Raw genomic sequence first — 16754 nt, 5'->3', positions numbered from 1 at the left:
TTGACATTTAGCAGGGCTTGGGTTATAATAATCAGTGTTTTACGGGAATGGCCATGAAGTTTATCGGCAAGTAACATATTTACAAACTTCTTCAGTTGGTTAAACTGATATGGTGGGGAAGGGTAAATCCTTAATTTGTTCATAAAATACCTCCTTTCCCCACTATATACCTCAAATCCCTCAAAAAATCAAGAGAAAAAGTGGAGAGGAGTCAGTCACATATCAGAATCTGAATTCGAATTGAAACATAGCAAAAATGTGTTGCAATTTCGAGGATTTTCAGTATAATTAGGTGTGATGAGTCCTAAGTGGTTTTTCAGCTGGATATTCGCTTTTCCTGTGATGAAACTTCTCACCGGGCTGGAGATATGCGGCAGGATTCCGAAAAAGGGTGCTTATATAATCGCTTCCAATCACAGATCGTTCCTGGACCCGCCCCTGGTCGGTATTGCGGCAGCCAGAGAGGTCTATTTTCTCGCCAAGATGGGTCTGTTTGAAGTTTCTAAAGCATTTTCCTGGTTAATTAAGAATTATAATGCAATTCCGATAAGCGGAACCCGGGGGTTGAGGACCGCCGCCAGATTGTTGAAGAGCGGAAACGTGGTGGTTATTTTTCCTGAAGGTACCCGTTCAAAAAAAGGATATATGTTGCCGTTCAATCCGGGTGTGGGTTATCTCGCAATAAATTTTAAGGTACCTGTAATCCCTGCCTACATTACAAATTCGAATAAAAGATTTTTATCATTGGTTTTGAGATTACATAAGCTGAAGATCCGATTCGGTGCTCCGGTATTTCCTGCTGGGTATCAGAATACCCGTGAGGATTTTGAACGTTTCGCCGCAAAAGTGAGAGAGGAGGTTGTAAAACTGGCATGAAGATATACATTGCAAGATTCGGGGGGGTCTGTTTCGGTGTTCAACGGGCGATCGAGATTTCCCTTAACGCCGTAAAGAGAGGTAAAAAGGTCTATTCACTGGGACCCCTCATCCACAATCGACTGGTGGTCGAGGATTTACGAAAAAAGGGAATCATTACAGTAAACAGCATCGAAGAGATCAAGAACAAAAAGGTGATTATTCGTTCCCACGGTGTGCATCCGAAGCTTCTTAATACCTTAAAAAGAAAAAAATTCGAGATTATCGATGCGACATGTCCCAGGGTGCGTCGTGCTCAACGATACGTTGAAAAATTGATAAAAGAAGGTTATTATGTAATAATCATCGGAGAAGAAGACCACCCAGAGGTAAAAGGGCTTCTGGGATATGGAGGCGACCAGGCCGCGATATACTCCAGGAAGATGAAGGTTAAAAAAAGAAAGATCGGTGTTGTACCCCAGACCACCCTTGATATCGAGCGGCTCAATGAAGCGGTTTCTCATCTGATGAAGAATGTTCTGGAAATGAAGATCTATAATACAATCTGTCGGGCGACTGTCTTGAGAATCAGGGAGGCGATTCGACTTGCAAAAAAAGCTGATTTGATGATTGTGGTCGGGGGTAAGAACAGCGCCAATACCACAAGGCTTTATGAAGTCTGTAAGAGATATAAACCATCTTATCATATCGAATCGATAGAAGAGATCTCTCTTGATTGGTTCAAGGATGTCCAGAGTATTGGAGTGACGGCAGGAGCGTCCACCCCAAAGGAACAGGTGGATACCGTCGCCGCCTTTTTAAAGAAAAAACTCAAATAGTTTCTTCAAAAATCCCGCTGCTTCAAAGAATTAATTCCCATCTTCAAAGAGAAAAAGATAATCCAGAGATTGAATCCCGCGAAGAAGATCAAACTCAGGATGATCAAAGGAATGTTGATCTGTCGATTGAAATATTTATTGCTTAAATAATTATACGCCGGGGTCGCTAAGATCAGCAGGGAAATCCCGACATAGCTGATACTGGCGAGCGCCGCGATGATACCTCCGCTGCCGGCGGCGATCTTAGACGGATTATCCTCGCTGAACTGCGGGAATCGACCACCCAGACCCAGGTTTATCGAGACCAATGCAGCGGCGACGAACAGGGCGATGATGGGCATTATGATGGTCATCTGGGGGTCCGTCTTTATAAGAAGATTTGACAGAAGAAGTAAAGTTTCGATTATTATGACAGCCAGCAACAGACTCACAATATATTTGAGGCCGATCATCTTTTTGAAGGAGAACGGCGCCGAGCCGAGAAAAGAAATTCCGTTCTGTTCCAGACTTATCGAGGGAAATATGAATCTGACTCCAATGGTTGCAAGGACAAAACTTATATAGGCGAAATTTCCAAAAGATACGACCGTACGCCAGAGGGGGAAATTGAAATAGAGCGGTGTTTTGCGTAAAGAAAAGACATATACCCCGAGAAGAATAAGAAAGATCGACAACTGTACCCACTGGGTGGGTTCACGGATAAATATCAAGATGTCTTTTAATAGAAAAGAACGCAGTTGCCCGCCCTGATACACGGCGAGGAGGGATTTTTTCATCTCTTTTTTTGTATTACCTTCTCCGATGGATAGCCAGGAGCGGGCATATAAGAGGTTCGCCGTAAAGAACGCCAGAATCACCGCACTTGCACTGGTGAAAAGAAGCAATAGAAAGTGGAACAGACCGGAATTTGTATTGCGGCTTAATCCCTTCAGGATATTACTGAGCCAGGTGGACGGTAGATAGATTCCACCGACAGTGGTCAGATTCGCCGCAAAGTTGATGAGATCCTGTTCATTTTCGGTTTCGAATATTTTCATCAACTGGGGGTTGTTGAACTTTATATACAGAAAAGTCAAACCGAAGATAAAGATCAAGGAAAGCAGAATTACATCCCGGGATTTAAGTTGAGGAAACAGGCGTAGAATGATGAATATCAACAGAGAAGCGGCAGCCGCCGGTATAATGAGGTAGATCAGGATACTTACGACAGAAAGAGGATAGTAGATGAATTGTACTTTGGTCACTATGCCGTATGCTAAGATAAGAGGAAATGCGATGACTGTCGTCGCCCAGGATGCATAGACACAGTTTTCAAAGAGTTTTGCAAGGTAGATGGAAGTCGGCCTAACCGGCAGCGAAAAGAGAAAACTCAATTCCCGATTGTTATAGAAGGTCGAGAATGAAGTGATTACATTACTGAATAACAGCATAAAGAAGAAGACGAACAACGCCATTTCGATCGTCTTGTCCAGCAGCACGATCCCGATGATTTCGATGCCTGTAAGATAAAGAAACAGACGCAGAAACAGATAGTATGAACCGACAAGGAAACAACCGATGACGAATACGAAAGAGGCGATTTTTATCGGGTGCATTGTCTTGAGGGAATTGGTGATTCCCTTAAAGTACGAACGGATAAGCAAGCAGAACTCTTTCATCTTGAACTTTCAGGTTCTGTCAGTAATGAGTGATTCCTCGGAAAGTTTGAGATAGATCTCCTCGATATCTTTTTCTCCTGATATCCTGGCGAGTTCTGTGAGGCTGCCCATAAATTTCAACTCGCCTTTATTGATGATTCCGATGCGCGAAGCGACGTCTTCGGCAAATGACAGGGTATGGGTGCTGATAAAAAGTGTTTTGCCCATCTTGCTCAATTCAAAGAACATCTCCCTGACGATCTTTCCCGATTTCGGGTCTAATCCGACCAGAGGTTCATCGATCAGAATCAGGTCGGGATCGAGCACGAACAACTGGCACATTATCACTTTCTGTTTCATCCCGTGGGAATAAGTTTCTGAAAGTTCATCAATCCATTCACCGATCTCAAACTTCGTGAACAATTTCTGTAAGCGCTCCTCATAGTCCTTTTTTTCTATATGATAGATGCCGGCGATGAAGTTGAGGAACTCCCTGCCGGTGAGTTTTTTATAGAGAAACGGTTCGTCCGGGATATAACTTATCAGTGATTTGGCTTTCAGGGGATCTTTGCGGAGGTCTATATTTTTTATATATATCTCACCTTCAGTGGGGTGAAGCAGACCGGCGATCAATTTCAAGGTCGTGGTCTTGCCCGCACCATTCGGTCCCAGGAGAACAAATATCTCTCCTGGTTCGAGTTCCAGGTTCAGATTTTTCAACGCCCAGAGATCATCAAATCGTTTTTTCAGGTTTTTCAGAACGAGTGATTTTATCTTTTTCATCTTTCGGTGTAGTCCAGAATTGATATTTCAAGTTTACCGACTACTTTAAGTACCTTTGCCTGTTCAGATATTTCTCCTTCAATCAATTTAAGATGGCCGACATCAGCCGGGAATTGGTTGAATGTCGGATCAACCGGTACCCATTTGCCGAGCCAGACTCCGCACCACGCATGATAGTAGTATCCGGCACCCTGCAGATTTATCAATCCAGCGTAAATCTTGGTGGGAATGCCTTCGGCACGGGCGAGTGCCGCAAAGAGGATTGCGTGTTCATTACAATCTCCTTCTCTGGTCTTTAAGACGTCAACGGCTGACGGTAGTGAGGCGATGGGATTCTTTTTGAGAAAATGATATACGCCTTGCACCAGCTTTGCGACCGCTTTCTTCGCTTCTGTTTCACCGCCGACAAACTCCCGGGCCTTGGCGATAATCCGCGGGTCTTCACACTGAATATAGACAGATGGTTTGAGGAACTCACTCTGTTCTTTGATGGGAAGATTGATCTCAGGGAGTTCATTGATGTCTGCAAGAAATGATTCTATGATGACGGGTTCTTGTACAGTCATTTTTTGATAATCGTCGTTTAGATTGAGTCCTTCAATGGAGATGTTTTTAAGAGCGATCTTCAGATATGATAATTTGTCGGGAGGCGGGATTCTTTTGTCAGGCTTTACGGCGAAGAATGAAAGCAGATCAAATGCCTCTGTAGGCTGGATATCCACAAGGGCCTGTTCTTTTGTTATGGGGATCATTTCCAGACCTATCGCCGGGGTCGCTTGTTTTATGAAATTATAGTCGTCGTCAATCCAGAACAGGGATTTCATCCCTAAATATTCCAGCTCTATCCTGGTTCCAGCGGTCTTTTTTCCGACGACCTCTACCTCTTCTTTGTCAAAGACCTTCAACGTCGCCGAGGTGCTCGATTGGGTCGTGGGATCAAAGTAAGGAATAGTTAATTCATCACCCGGCTTCAGTCTTTTCTTCTTTATGACCTGTTCAAGGGCCTCAGGGAAGTAGGGCTTTTCTTTTAAGGCGATTGTCCGGGTATAGGACGTTCCCTGGGAATACGCGGTGAGGATGAGATTCTTTCCTTTAATTTCGCCCTCGACCTTAGTGGAATGGCCGGCTGTTTCGATCTCTATTACGAAATCTTTTAATGTATAATCTTTGTCAGTATGGGCAAAGAGCCGGGTGGTGAGGGTACGTGTTTCATTCATCATCAGAAGAGTCATTTTGGAGCGGTTTTCGACTGTGAAACCGGTGTCGCTTTCAGATATTTTTGTGAAAGAATAACCGATGCGTTGCCCCTGCAGAAAGACGCCGAGCCACTCTTCCGTATTAACGGCGCCTGGGTTTGAGTCATCGGTTATTCCTAATGATTCTTTTGGTGAGCGTGGTATCTGAGTTATGAGATAGATACTTACACCAAATATTACAATGATGACAACTATACCTGATAATTTTTTCATGGCAGACTCCTTTGTGCTGTTATTATATCCGATTAAAACATCGTCGTCAACAGTGAGGGGTATTGACTTGGTTATATTTTCGGCTATATTTATTCCCTATGGAGAAAGAAAAAATCTCAACAGTTTTAAAGTCCCTTTTAACTAAAAATGAAAATAAGATAATTTTGATCGTCCTCGACGGCCTGGGAGATCTGCCGTCGCCGCAAAAGACCGCACTCGAACTGGCGAGAACCCCCAATCTGGACAGACTGGCAAAGAAGAGCAGCCTGGGTCTTACCATCCCGATAGCAAGGGGTATTACACCGGGAAGCGGACCTTCACACCTTGCCATGTTCGGTTACGACCCCATCGAAAATCAGATCGGGCGGGGTGTACTTGAGGCCCTTGGTATTGATATAGACGTAGGGGAGAAGGATCTTGCGGCTCGTGCCAATTTTGCTACGATCAAAGACGGGATTATCACTGACCGACGGGCGGGCAGAATTTCCACGGAAGAGTGCACGAGATTGTGTAAAAAGCTTCAGGCGGGTATCAGGTCGATTCAGAATGTCCCGGTCCTCATCCGGCCGGCAAAAGAACATCGGTTCGTAGTCATCTTTCAGGGAGCAGGCCTTTCCCAGGAATTGACCGATGCCGATCCCCAGAAAGAGAATCTTGCGCCGGTATTTGTTCAGCCGAAGAGAGATGATGCAAAAGAGACGGCGGCACTTGTCAATGCTTTTATCAAAAAGTGCGCCCAGATTCTGGAAGACGAGGAGGTGGCGAACTATATTTTGATGCGCGGTTTTGCGCGTAATCCGAATCTTGAACCGATGGAGCAGAGGTTCGGTGTCAAACCGGCGGCGATCGCCACGTACCCGATGTATCGCGGACTCGCCCGTCTGGTCGGCATGGATGTCTTGAAAACGGGTGAGACAATTAGTGATGAGGTGATTACCCTGAAAGAGAACTATTTAAAATACGATTTCTTCTATTTCCATATCAAAGGTACTGACAAAGGTGGTGAAGACGGGAATCAACAGCTGAAGATAAAGTGTATCGAGGAATTCGATAGAAATCTGCCGGCGATTCTGAAATTGAAACCAGAGGTATTGTGTATTACCGCGGACCATTCCACTCCCACGGTGCTTCATTCACATTCCTGGCACCCGAATCCCTTTTTGTTGTGCTCCAGGTACATCTTTCTCGATAAAAAGGTTTTTACTGAAAGAAACTGCGCGGCAGGTAATCTCGGCAGAATGAGATCGATGGAGATTATGCCGTTGCTCCTGGCGCATTCATTGAAATTAAAGAAATATGGAGCGTGATATGGCAGGTACAATAAATAAAAAGGCATTGATTTCAGTGGCGGACAAGACAGATGTCGCGACACTGGCTAAAGGATTGAAAGAGCTTTCTTTTCAAATAATCGCCACCAGCGGGACTCAGCGGTTGTTGAAAGAGAACGGCGTGGACTCTGTTAATATCGCGGAATACACCGGTGGAACCGAGAGTGAGCGGGTGAAGACTCTGAGTCAACGCATCGCCACTGAAATTCTTGAGACCGGTGAGATCGGATTGGTCGTCTGTAATCTCTATCCGTTCTTCGCCCAGAAGCAGAAGAACCTTGAAGAGATGATTGAATACATCGACATCGGCGGTGTCACCCTGATCCGCGCCGCCGCCAAGAACTTCAAGAAGGTCGGTGTTGTCTTTTCTCCGGAGCAATATCCGGTGTTGATCGAGGCATTGCAAAAGAATCAGTGCACCGAGGAATTCAGACTGCAGCTTGCCAGAGAGGCATTCGATTATATCGCCTGGTATGATGCAGTCATTGCAGACTATTTTTCCAATAACCCGGTAGAGCGAAACTATTTTTCCGTGGGCGCAGAGAAGTTCATCGGGATGCGTTACGGTGAGAATCCCCATCAGAAGGCTTCGTTTTATCTCAATCGTCTGTTTCAGGAAGAGTTCAAGGTTCACGGCGGTAAACAGATTTCTTACAACAACCTGCTCGATGCCGAGGTCGCCTTCGGCGCGGCGAATGAATTTACCGATGAAATATCCTGCGCCGTGATAAAACATCAGACACCGTGCGGCGTCGCCACCGGTAAGACCCAGAAAGAGGCTTTTGAACGGGCTTATATGGCGGATTCTTTATCTGCTTTCGGCGGGATCGTCGGTTTGAACAGAAAGGTGGAGGTGGATACTGCGGAGAGCATCCGCAAACATTTTTTTGAAGTCGTGATCGCTCCCGGATATGACGAAGAGGCGCTCGCGATATTGAAAAGCAAGAAGGCTCTACGCATCGTGGAATTGCCGCAGACTCTTATTCAGCCGATCGTATATCGACCGGTCTTCAGTGGAATTCTGGTTCAGGAACGGGACCAGGGTGATATTAAGGACTGGTCAGTGGTTACCAACCGTAAACCCGATGAGTATGAAACATCGGCATTGAAATTCGCCTGGAAAGTGGTCAAATGGACAAAATCGAATTCAATCGTCTTCGCGATAAACGGAAGGACGGTCGGTATCGGTGCAGGGCAGACTTCAAGGGTCGGCGCAGTGGAGATCGCCGCCCGCAGTTCGGTTGAAAGGAGTGCGGGTGTGGTGATGGCTTCGGATGCGTTCTTCCCGTTCCGTGACGGTATCGATGCTGCGGCAAAGGCGGGTGTGACCGCTGTTATTCAACCCGGTGGTTCAAAACGGGATCAGGAAGTGATTGATGCCTGCAATGAGCATAAGATGGCGATGGTCTTCACCCATATGAGACATTTCCGACATTAATATCAAAACACCGCCCATAAAGAGAGGTTAAAAGAGAACTCACTTCGGTCATTACCGGGTTCGTGGTTGTAATTTCTCCAGTATGTTTTGTTTATATCAATGCTGAGGTAGAAATTATACTTTAAGATATAATCAACCCCGGTTTTCATTCTAAACTTTTTCTCCACGATACCCGAGGGAAAAGGAGGATTCCAGTCACCGCCCTCTTCTTCGTATGGCAGAAAGATACTGCCTTCACCTTTTCTGGTATATTCGATCTTAATACCAGGATAGAGACGGAATTTATTCACGAACCTTACGGAAAAAGAGATGTTATCGACGTCATTGCCCAGGGGATAGCCGAGGCAGACACCGTTACGTTCATAGGTATTCACAGAGTGGCGCTGTGTGTACACCCATTTGTCGACAAAGGTATAACTGAATTTTGTGACAAGAGTGGAGAAAAAGATTGTTTTGAGACCGGCTTTATATCCCAGTTTATCAGGATAGGGGTCATCTTCATACATATAATCGTCGACAAGCAGTTCACCGTAAAGAAAAGAATTCCATAGTCGCAACCGTACGTCGAAACACCACAGAACATTATCATCACGTGCAGTCCCCCATTGAGTAAGATAATACGGCAGAAGAAAATTGAGATAGAGCGGTTCAAGCGTCCCTCCGAAGAGCAGTGCTTCGGAAAAACCCAGATTTATAAAGTTTTTCAAATTCATTCCCAGGCGGTGAATCGTAAGATAGCGGTTTTGTGAGGCATCGAGGACTGAAAAGATGTTGTAAAATTCAAAATAACCGGCGGGGAAGAAGAGTGAAAATCCGTCATATCCCCGGGGATCGGCAGACAACAGCAGGTCATTATCGTCATTAAATCCGAGCAGGAAATTCCGCCGTCCGATATTGAATGCGACCTCATTTTTCTTGAATGTAATTTCTCCCTGCGGAAAATAGACTTGAAAACCTTTCCATTCCTTGGGTCCGAGACTGTCGATGACCGACGAACGTCGACATCTTATACCATGGGAATACTCAATACTATTGGTCAGCCGTCCGCCTCCCCGATAGTCCAGAAAGAGATAGTATAATTCCGGGGTGTTTTGATAGCTGCCGTTGAGATGGAGTAGATATGAAAAATCCTGGTTCTTTGTTAACAAGGGGGTGAAAGAAGAGATGATCTTCCTGTCATTTTCATTCATCTGCTCTCTATTGACCAGAAGTTCATCGATCTGCGGAATAATCCACTCCATTTCATACGGTCGGAAATGTGGAATGTTTATCAGCCCCCTGATCTGAAGATACTCTATATTTTCCATCAGAGGAGAGTCAAGGGGGATTGTGTAACTTAACAAAAAAATCAAAAACATCAAAACCTCCTGGTTTATTTTAATATTTTACTCATCTAAAAGACTTTTTCCAGCATTAAATGTACCTTACCGTCCCGCCAGGTACCCTGTTCGGGAAAGGCGATTATAAGGGAAGCATCTGCGAATGTCGAGTAGGCGTCAATGCCGCATCCATATGAATATTTTATTTTATCTTCAATCAAACCCACGTCGAACAAAGGATATATGAAAAAAAACTTGTATTCGAGATTGAACCAAAACGCCTCGTCGACGATGAATTCTTCTTCAAAGTAACCTCTCAGGGATTTTACTCCGCCGAGACGATAATAATCAAAAAATTCAAAGCCGTCGGTCTTCACGAGACGGTAGTGGGGTCTCAGATAAAGTTTTTTTATTCTGAACGCGCCGTCGTACTCGAAATTTTCTCTGTCGTTTTCACGAAAGAGATAATTAAACCTGACTTTTTGTTCGCATGACCATAGTTGTTTATCGAAGTCGAATCCAGCCCCGACTCCGATTAAATTATCGGTATGGTCCTCTAAGAGAGAATCACTGCTGTTGTAAGTGACCATTTCAATACCTGAGAGCAGAGAAATCGTGAAGTGGTTAGCCAAAGGCGCACTGATTTCGCCGTTGATTTGAACCAGACGCATCGTATCATACGACCATAATGAAAAATCCGCCCCAAGAATTTCGGGATGGAGAAGGATCGGGTCGGTGAATTTGAGTGAAAAGAGTTTTTTGTATTCATAAAGGAACTGCAGTCTTCTGAGCGTTCCCAGAAGATTGAGTGAATATATCGAGGCGCTGAAATCGAACAATCCCTCTGCGAATGTTCCGGCGGCGTTCAGATAATCACTTTTTTTCTCTTTTATATCAAAAAGCACATAGTAGTTTTCACGGCGCAGAACAATATCTTCGTTTATTTCTTCGAATACACCTGTTTTTGATAATCTTCTTTTCGCGCTCTCTATCTTTTTTGTGGAAAAGTATGTATCCTTTTTTAATCCGATGAGTTTCTGTAGAACTTTTTGGCTTGTCTTTCCTTGGATTTTAAAAAGATAATCCGTAATTATTATTCGTTTACCTTCTTCTATTTTCAAGACAATCTTCTTGAGGGTGTCGTCAGATGTTACAATTCGGGGGGAGATGCGGCAGAAAGGAAAACCCGCATCAGTATATCTGTCGAGGATTGAGGCGATCACTCTTTCAAGGTCGTTTCTGTCCTTCACCACCATATCCCCAAGGAGATACGGAGAGGAGAAAAAAATATTTCCCGTGAGTTCAATATCGATTCCGGCCGGCGGATTTTGCAGTAATAATAAGATTAAGAGCATCATTGAATCTTTATCTGCAGCCGGTTTTTCTGAAAGGATTCAAATATTCAAATATATGCAGAGCTCCTGTTTTATTCTATTACGATTGGAAGAGAAAAGGACGCCATTTGTCTTTCGGTCTTCCGAGCTCAGTAAGCACAAAAGTAAAGTAATTGGGTCTTTTCGGTTTTCTTATTAATTTCATTCCCGCCTCCTTGAGACTCCTGTTGCCTTTTCGATTATTACAATCCAGGCAGGCACAGACGAGATTCTCCCAGGAGTCCGCACCGCCCAGGGCTTTAGGGATGATGTGGTCGGTCGTCATCATACCGGTTTTTTTCCCGCAGTATTGACATTGATGATTGTCTCTCTTTATTATATTCTTTTTTGTCAGAGAAATTTCTTTTCTCTTTATACGCACGAAATATTTTAATCTGATGACCGACGGAACAGGATAACTGAGACTGATACTGTGGAGCAGTTTGCCGTCGACGTTTTCAATCAAGTCAACCTTTCCCAAGATCAAAAGGGTGATCGCCCTCTTTACCCGGAGAACGGTCAGTGGTTCATAATTTTGATTCAGAAGAAGGACCGCGCTTTTTAGCATCAGAATCTTACTTTGATCGGTTCGATCTTGTCCACCACAAAATGGCGTCGGTAAACAAACATACCGAAGACATCGGAAGAATCATCATAACTTACATATACCCGGAAAGAATCAGGTATTGAACGGTCGATGAATATCGAATCCGGATTCAACTCCACTTTTACATCTTTTGCTTCCCTCATAAGTTGATTGATTATTTCCATATCCGTCATAGTCGGTCCGATCTTCGCCGCCTGTTCGACCTTTTCGCTTATTGTTCCGTATGTTAGATGCACCCGGACGATCTGCCATACTACATATCCGATCAAGAGAAGCATGATTATCAAAACAATTACTCCGAAACCGCTGATTCCTCTGTTTTTCATCTTCCCTCCTTTTGTTCTATTTACAATAAAACCACTTGTCTTCATTCAGTGATTTTATCCAGTTGTTACAACGCGTGATTTCAGTACGCGCGTAAGTACTGAACTTACTGTCTACTTTAGATTTGTTGTAATACGTAATCGCCGTACGCAGGTAGCTCAAGGCACTGTTGAGAGTGGGACAATTTTTTTTGGATTTGTTTTTCTGCCATTTGTTCATAAATGAATAACCGCGGCGTTCATAGATATCACCGAGCAGGACATCACCATAGAGATTCGCGGGATCGATCTTCTTCGCTTCTTTGATTAAATTTTCCGCTGCTCCGTACTTGCCGCGGGAGATATTGAGGTCTGCGAGATAGAAAATCGGCAGTGCATTGTCGGGTTCCAATCTTTTCGCTTCCTCAAATTCTGTCTGCGCCGCAGCATACTTTTTCTGACGTTGATAGATCAACCCCAGCTGAAGGTGATAGTAATAGTTATCCGGTTCCTGCTCCAGCAGATGTTTATATTCCTCGGCTGCTTCACTGTATCGCTGCAGATCCACGAGTGTCTCGGCGAGTTTTTTTCTGACCTCGGTATTCTTGGGTTTCCTTTTCTTCAACTCCTGGAGATATGATACAGCTTTATTCGGCTCATCCATCTCCATATAGACATTGGCGACTGCGAACATCGTTACTACGTTTTCCGGCTCATACTTTAGACTTTTGTTATAATAATCCAAAGACCTGGTATATTCTTTTGTTTTCATATAAATAAAACCGAGTCCATTGAGGAGATTGACGTTTGTCGAGTCGAGCGCCAAGCCCGCTTGATATTCGACAATCGCTTCTCCGTATTTTTTCAATTCCGTATATAACGCACCGAGTCCTTCATAAGGCCTTGTGTCTTTGGGTGCGATTTTTTTGGCGTAATTGTATGTTGATTCAGCGGTCACGATATCCCGTTTTGCACGATATGCCTTTGCCAGGGCGATATACGCCGCAAGATAGTCTTTCCATAGTTTTATTGCCTTCTGGAAATGGAGAATCGCATCATCATAATTCCCGTGTTTGTAATATTCATAAGCGATCGAGTATTCCTGCTCCGCTTCTTTTTTCATATCCACAGTAGTCTGGGTCGTGGTTTGTGTGGTGGTCTGGCTCGGTGCACAGCCGATGATGATTAAACCAACAAGAATGAAAAGAAAATAGCGATACTTAATTTTAAATATTGCTTTCATTATAATCCTCCTTGTTTTTTAATGTGGAGCCGACGGGATTCGAACCCGTGACCTCTTGACTGCCAGTCAAGCGCTCTCCCAACTGGGCTACGGCCCCGAATTTTCAGTTCTCGAAATAACAAAGGGATTATATAATAAAAATGCAAGAAAGTCAAGCCCTCGTTTTACTGTGATATTACCAAGCAGAAATGTTAATAGTTATTACTAAGCGGAAATGTTAATTTTTTGTGTTAGCTCCGGATGGGGAGAACCGGTTACAGCAAACAGGAAAGAGAAAAAGGGGGCGAAAGCCCCCTTTTTTAATCCTGACCCCCAATCCCGTCCGAATTTTTTTGTCATTTATGGACATGTATATCGGAAAATTTGAATTCCGATGTAATTAGAATCCTCTTAGCAAAATATCATCAGCGTGAGAGAAACTTGTACCAATCTGAAAATGCATAGGTAATAGGTATAAAAGGGATATATGTTACGGGAATTTACTGGAATTCATTCTTAATAATTGCACAACCATTAGATCTTTATGAGTTTTACGACTTCCTGATCAACACTGTTTATATTGATCCTTAGAAAATAAATTCCTTTGGGGAGAAGAGAAATTTCGCCATCATTGATTTCCAAAACGGTTGGTGGCGAAGACAATAAAGTTTCATATTTCTTTCTTCCTTGCACATCATAAAGAACAATCTCTAAATTGCAAGGTGGGTTGTTTACTTCCAGGACAATACTGTTGGTGAAAAACGTTGAAAAAGGATGAACACATTGAATGTCTGATGTCTGTATCTGTTTTTCATCAACACCGGTGGTTGTTGTGTCCAGGCTAATCACCACAAAATCGAGATTTCCACTATCCGTACAACATCCAGCAGCATAGATGTTGTCGTCTTGTCCGTATACGACTGCTGCTGCTTTATCTGTGTTATTGTCGGCGCCATTGTATTTGTACTTCCATTCTTCGGCACCTGTTGTGTTTAGTCGAATCACCACAAAATCTTCTGCACTACTGGTGTCGATAATCCAGCCCGCACAATATATATGTTCATCAGCACCATATACAATGGCTTGTGCTACATCATTACCATTTGCAGAACCATTAATGCTGTATATCCAGTTTGTATCACCCATATCAGTTAATGAAATAACCGCAAACTCAAAACCCGCTCCACTTACACTAATATAACCTGCTGCGTAAATATTACCATCTAAGCCAAAGAAATTATCATAGGCCCGATCATCACCTGGCTGTCCATATAGAAATTCCCACTGACGGGAACCGGTCGTATCAAGGGATATGACTGTGAAATCCAGAAGATAGGAAACCCCTGCGCTGTATATGTGATTATCAGGCCCGTAGGCTAACGAATAGGCACTTTCATTGCACACTCCAGTACCTTGCGTTCTAAATAGCCACCTTTCTGAACCTGCTGTGTCAATGCTAATGACTGTGAATACATGTACTACAACAAAATGATAGCTATATCCGCCTGCATATAGGTTGTGATCAGCCCCATACACCAGTGTATATGCGCCATCGCCCCCCGCCTGTCCAATCATACGTATAAACCCAGCGTTCGTTTCCTGCTGTATCCACGCTAATGATAAGAAAATCATCCTCTGTGCCGGCCTCGTAACTCACTCCCGCAGCATATAGATTACCGTCCAATCCCAAGACAATAGAATTGGCTATGTCATCACCGTTTCCAGTACCATTGTACCTATAAACCCAGCGTTCAGCTCCATCTGGGGCAAGGCTTATAATTATCACGTCATTATTATTGTTGTTGTAGCTGCTCCCTGCAACATATAAGTTACCGTCAGGATCACATACGATAGCTCGGGCGATATCAAGTGAATCACCAGGGCCGTTATATCTATACACCCACCGTTCGACGCCTCCAGACGTAAGACTAACAACAGTAAAGTCACTATCTGTGCCGTTACCGCTGCTGTATCCTGCGGCATATATATTGCCATCTACGCTATGAATAAGCGCTATAGCCTCATCATTTCCATTTACACCACCATCAAATTGATATACCCAACGTTCAACCTGTGCATGACTTAAAACACAAACAAAAATAATACATACCAAGAAACGAAAAAGTATATTTTTTTCTATTTTAATTTGATTGTCATACATTTTGACCGTCCTTTGTTGTTCTTTACATATACAAAATATACGCCGGCAGGAAGCTGAATTCCTTTCTTATCGACACCGCGCCAGACGACAGATTCATGCTGTCCGGCAAGCTTGTATTCATTTACCACTTGTCCTACTGCGTTATAAATTTCAAGCTTACCTATTTCATTTCCGTCCGATAGCGAGACAGCTATTAAAGTCCAGTCTGTGAAGGGATTTGGTGATACAGATAATGAAAATGATTGATCGTATCTGTTGATTACGGTGTCACTAATACACTGCTCATTCTCGCCACGCTTGTAGAATATATCATCGGTGATTCCCGGATTCAATCTCTGATCCATCCAGGTCACATGTAATCGATTACTTCGATCGACTGCAATACGTGGAGCTGATGGAATTACTGCATACGGACGGTGTACAATACTCATTGGCGGGATCACATAGTTGGCCAAAGTATCCAATTTTGCATACATAATTCTGTCAAATCCAGCTACTTCAAACGCCACCCATACAACATGTAAATAGTGTAAGGAATCCATCGCCATATGTCCATATGTGTTATACAGATATGGCGAGTTAATGGTATAAGGGCCAATCAGAATATTGCCATCCTGGTCCAGTTTAAGATATTCTATTGTTGTACCTGGACCTCTAGAATTCGTATAGACTATATGGATATTCTGATAGTAATCTGCAATAATAGCAGGAAGAAGCCCATATCCGAGTATTTTATTAGCAATAATTATAGTGCCATCTTTATCGACTTTGCTGTAGGTCAGCCAGTTCCAATAATTACCGCCTGCACTGTCCGTGCGGTAGCCTAAATGGCAGTTTGCCATGCTGTCCACCCCAATTCCTGGCCAGTACGCATCGAAAATGTCGGGAGATATTGATAATTTTTCTATAATGGGCATTCCTACACTGTCAAGTTTAGAAAAACACATTCTGTTGTTGCCTGCACTGTCTTCATCCCAGATGATATTGATATTCTTGTACTTATCCAAAACCATACCAGGGAGCAGCGTGGAGAAATATCCCCCACCACCGCTCACTGCCAAATGTGGTGCAACAATTACTGAGCCATCATTCGCAAGCTTCGCATGCCATACGCCTTCGCCAATAGGAGAAGCATCACGCCAGATAGATTCGTTTCTGGGATAAGGCAGTTGCCAAGACTGTCCCGTTTCGAATAGTATATCTCACCACTGATTAATGAATTGTCATCCCATGTTATCCAGACATTATTCTTACTATCAATCCCAATATCAGGATATTCCTCAACGGCGAGTGTATCAGCATTTATCAGAATGTCATCCGACCAACCGTCTGGATATGCATAGAGAATACATAAGTGTTCATTCACGGTGACTGCCGAGTAAACGAAAAAGACTACTAAAAGGACAAGCAACTGCTTTATC

15 protein-coding genes and 1 tRNA gene are annotated in these 16754 nt (G+C 43.6%); 4 read left to right on the top strand and 12 right to left on the bottom strand.

Annotated features, from left to right (window positions below):
- Window positions 1-297: 297 nt before the first annotated feature.
- Window positions 298-876: a 1-acyl-sn-glycerol-3-phosphate acyltransferase gene (locus tag ENI34_01710; GenBank protein HEC77844.1), complete on the top strand. Its 579-nt coding sequence runs from the start codon at window positions 298-300 to the stop codon at window positions 874-876.
- Window positions 873-1694 carry a 4-hydroxy-3-methylbut-2-enyl diphosphate reductase gene (locus ENI34_01705; protein ID HEC77843.1) on the top strand — a complete coding sequence of 274 codons (822 nt, stop codon included), beginning with the start codon at window positions 873-875 and terminating at the stop codon, window positions 1692-1694. Before ENI34_01710 ends, ENI34_01705 begins: the two co-directional genes overlap by 4 nt.
- Window positions 1695-1699: 5 nt before the next feature.
- Here ENI34_01705 and ENI34_01700 read toward each other — a convergent pair whose 3' ends face one another.
- From ENI34_01700 to ENI34_01690, 3 genes are read right to left on the bottom strand one after another with little or no spacing between them, the layout of a single operon-like run.
- Entirely contained in the window at window positions 1700-3352 is a 1653-nt protein-coding gene (locus ENI34_01700) for a hypothetical protein (protein ID HEC77842.1), read from the bottom strand.
- A gap of 9 nt (window positions 3353-3361) precedes the next feature.
- On the bottom strand, window positions 3362-4114 hold the full coding sequence (locus ENI34_01695; protein HEC77841.1) for an ABC transporter ATP-binding protein: 753 nt from the start codon (window positions 4112-4114) through the stop codon (window positions 3362-3364).
- Complete coding sequence (locus ENI34_01690; protein ID HEC77840.1) at window positions 4111-5583, bottom strand: transglutaminase domain-containing protein; 1473 nt, start codon at window positions 5581-5583, stop codon at window positions 4111-4113. The genes ENI34_01695 and ENI34_01690 overlap by 4 nt, the downstream gene beginning before the upstream one ends.
- Window positions 5584-5681: 98 nt before the next feature.
- On the opposite strand from ENI34_01690, the gene ENI34_01685 reads away from it, so the two are divergent.
- Both ENI34_01685 and purH read left to right on the top strand, forming a co-directional pair.
- Window positions 5682-6890, top strand: a complete 1209-nt coding sequence (locus ENI34_01685; GenBank protein HEC77839.1) for a 2,3-bisphosphoglycerate-independent phosphoglycerate mutase — start codon at window positions 5682-5684, stop codon at window positions 6888-6890.
- A gap of 1 nt (window position 6891) precedes the next feature.
- Complete coding sequence (purH, locus tag ENI34_01680; GenBank protein ID HEC77838.1) at window positions 6892-8349, top strand: bifunctional phosphoribosylaminoimidazolecarboxamide formyltransferase/IMP cyclohydrolase; 1458 nt, start codon at window positions 6892-6894, stop codon at window positions 8347-8349.
- Window positions 8350-8351: 2 nt separating this feature from the next.
- On the opposite strand, the gene ENI34_01675 is transcribed toward purH, so the two are convergent.
- The 9 genes from ENI34_01675 to ENI34_01635 all read right to left on the bottom strand — a co-directional run bounded on the left by ENI34_01675 (window position 8352) and on the right by ENI34_01635 (window position 16394).
- Complete coding sequence (locus tag ENI34_01675) at window positions 8352-9707, bottom strand: hypothetical protein (protein HEC77837.1); 1356 nt, start codon at window positions 9705-9707, stop codon at window positions 8352-8354.
- A gap of 35 nt (window positions 9708-9742) precedes the next feature.
- Window positions 9743-11026, bottom strand: a complete 1284-nt coding sequence (locus ENI34_01670) for a hypothetical protein (protein HEC77836.1) — start codon at window positions 11024-11026, stop codon at window positions 9743-9745.
- Window positions 11027-11102: 76 nt separating this feature from the next.
- On the bottom strand, window positions 11103-11609 hold the full coding sequence (locus tag ENI34_01665) for an HNH endonuclease (protein ID HEC77835.1): 507 nt from the start codon (window positions 11607-11609) through the stop codon (window positions 11103-11105).
- Window positions 11609-11974: a hypothetical protein gene (locus ENI34_01660; GenBank protein HEC77834.1), complete on the bottom strand. Its 366-nt coding sequence runs from the start codon at window positions 11972-11974 to the stop codon at window positions 11609-11611. Before ENI34_01660 ends, ENI34_01665 begins: the two co-directional genes overlap by 1 nt.
- Window positions 11975-11990: 16 nt before the next feature.
- Window positions 11991-13193, bottom strand: coding sequence for a tetratricopeptide repeat protein (locus ENI34_01655; protein HEC77833.1), 1203 nt, complete (start codon window positions 13191-13193; stop codon window positions 11991-11993).
- Window positions 13194-13217: 24 nt separating this feature from the next.
- Window positions 13218-13290 (bottom strand) — tRNA-Ala (locus ENI34_01650).
- Window positions 13291-13706: 416 nt separating this feature from the next.
- Window positions 13707-14804 carry a T9SS type A sorting domain-containing protein gene (locus tag ENI34_01645; protein HEC77832.1) on the bottom strand — a complete coding sequence of 366 codons (1098 nt, stop codon included), beginning with the start codon at window positions 14802-14804 and terminating at the stop codon, window positions 13707-13709.
- Entirely contained in the window at window positions 14695-15333 is a 639-nt protein-coding gene (locus ENI34_01640; GenBank protein ID HEC77831.1) for a hypothetical protein, read from the bottom strand. The genes ENI34_01645 and ENI34_01640 overlap by 110 nt, the downstream gene beginning before the upstream one ends.
- Window positions 15309-16394 carry a T9SS type A sorting domain-containing protein gene (locus tag ENI34_01635; protein HEC77830.1) on the bottom strand — a complete coding sequence of 362 codons (1086 nt, stop codon included), beginning with the start codon at window positions 16392-16394 and terminating at the stop codon, window positions 15309-15311. Before ENI34_01635 ends, ENI34_01640 begins: the two co-directional genes overlap by 25 nt.
- Between the last annotated feature and the right edge of the window lie 360 nt (window positions 16395-16754).

This window comes from candidate division WOR-3 bacterium (assembly GCA_011052815.1).
GTDB lineage: Bacteria > Hydrothermota > Tepidihabitantia > SM23-42 > SM23-42 > DRIG01.
The sequence above is the reverse complement of the archived record's forward strand: the minus strand, read 5'-3'. Positions and strand labels throughout refer to the sequence as shown.

Excerpts from the sequence above, each read along its gene's own strand:
- ENI34_01665 (HEC77835.1), bottom strand. The coding sequence starts at position 11,609 with ATGCTAAAAAGCGCGGTCCTTCTTCTGAATCAAAATTATGAACCACTG.
- ENI34_01660 (HEC77834.1), bottom strand. The coding sequence starts at position 11,974 with ATGAAAAACAGAGGAATCAGCGGTTTCGGAGTAATTGTTTTGATAATC.
- ENI34_01645 (HEC77832.1), bottom strand. The coding sequence starts at position 14,804 with ATGATTTTCTTATCATTAGCGTGGATACAGCAGGAAACGAACGCTGGG.
- ENI34_01670 (HEC77836.1), bottom strand. The coding sequence starts at position 11,026 with ATGATGCTCTTAATCTTATTATTACTGCAAAATCCGCCGGCCGGAATC.
- ENI34_01705 (HEC77843.1), top strand. The coding sequence starts at position 873 with ATGAAGATATACATTGCAAGATTCGGGGGGGTCTGTTTCGGTGTTCAA.
- ENI34_01685 (HEC77839.1), top strand. The coding sequence starts at position 5,682 with ATGGAGAAAGAAAAAATCTCAACAGTTTTAAAGTCCCTTTTAACTAAA.
- ENI34_01690 (HEC77840.1), bottom strand. The coding sequence starts at position 5,583 with ATGAAAAAATTATCAGGTATAGTTGTCATCATTGTAATATTTGGTGTA.
- ENI34_01640 (HEC77831.1), bottom strand. The coding sequence starts at position 15,333 with ATGTATGACAATCAAATTAAAATAGAAAAAAATATACTTTTTCGTTTC.
- purH (HEC77838.1), top strand. The coding sequence starts at position 6,892 with ATGGCAGGTACAATAAATAAAAAGGCATTGATTTCAGTGGCGGACAAG.
- ENI34_01710 (HEC77844.1), top strand. The coding sequence starts at position 298 with ATGAGTCCTAAGTGGTTTTTCAGCTGGATATTCGCTTTTCCTGTGATG.
- ENI34_01695 (HEC77841.1), bottom strand. The coding sequence starts at position 4,114 with ATGAAAAAGATAAAATCACTCGTTCTGAAAAACCTGAAAAAACGATTT.
- ENI34_01655 (HEC77833.1), bottom strand. The coding sequence starts at position 13,193 with ATGAAAGCAATATTTAAAATTAAGTATCGCTATTTTCTTTTCATTCTT.
- ENI34_01675 (HEC77837.1), bottom strand. The coding sequence starts at position 9,707 with ATGTTTTTGATTTTTTTGTTAAGTTACACAATCCCCCTTGACTCTCCT.
- ENI34_01700 (HEC77842.1), bottom strand. The coding sequence starts at position 3,352 with ATGAAAGAGTTCTGCTTGCTTATCCGTTCGTACTTTAAGGGAATCACC.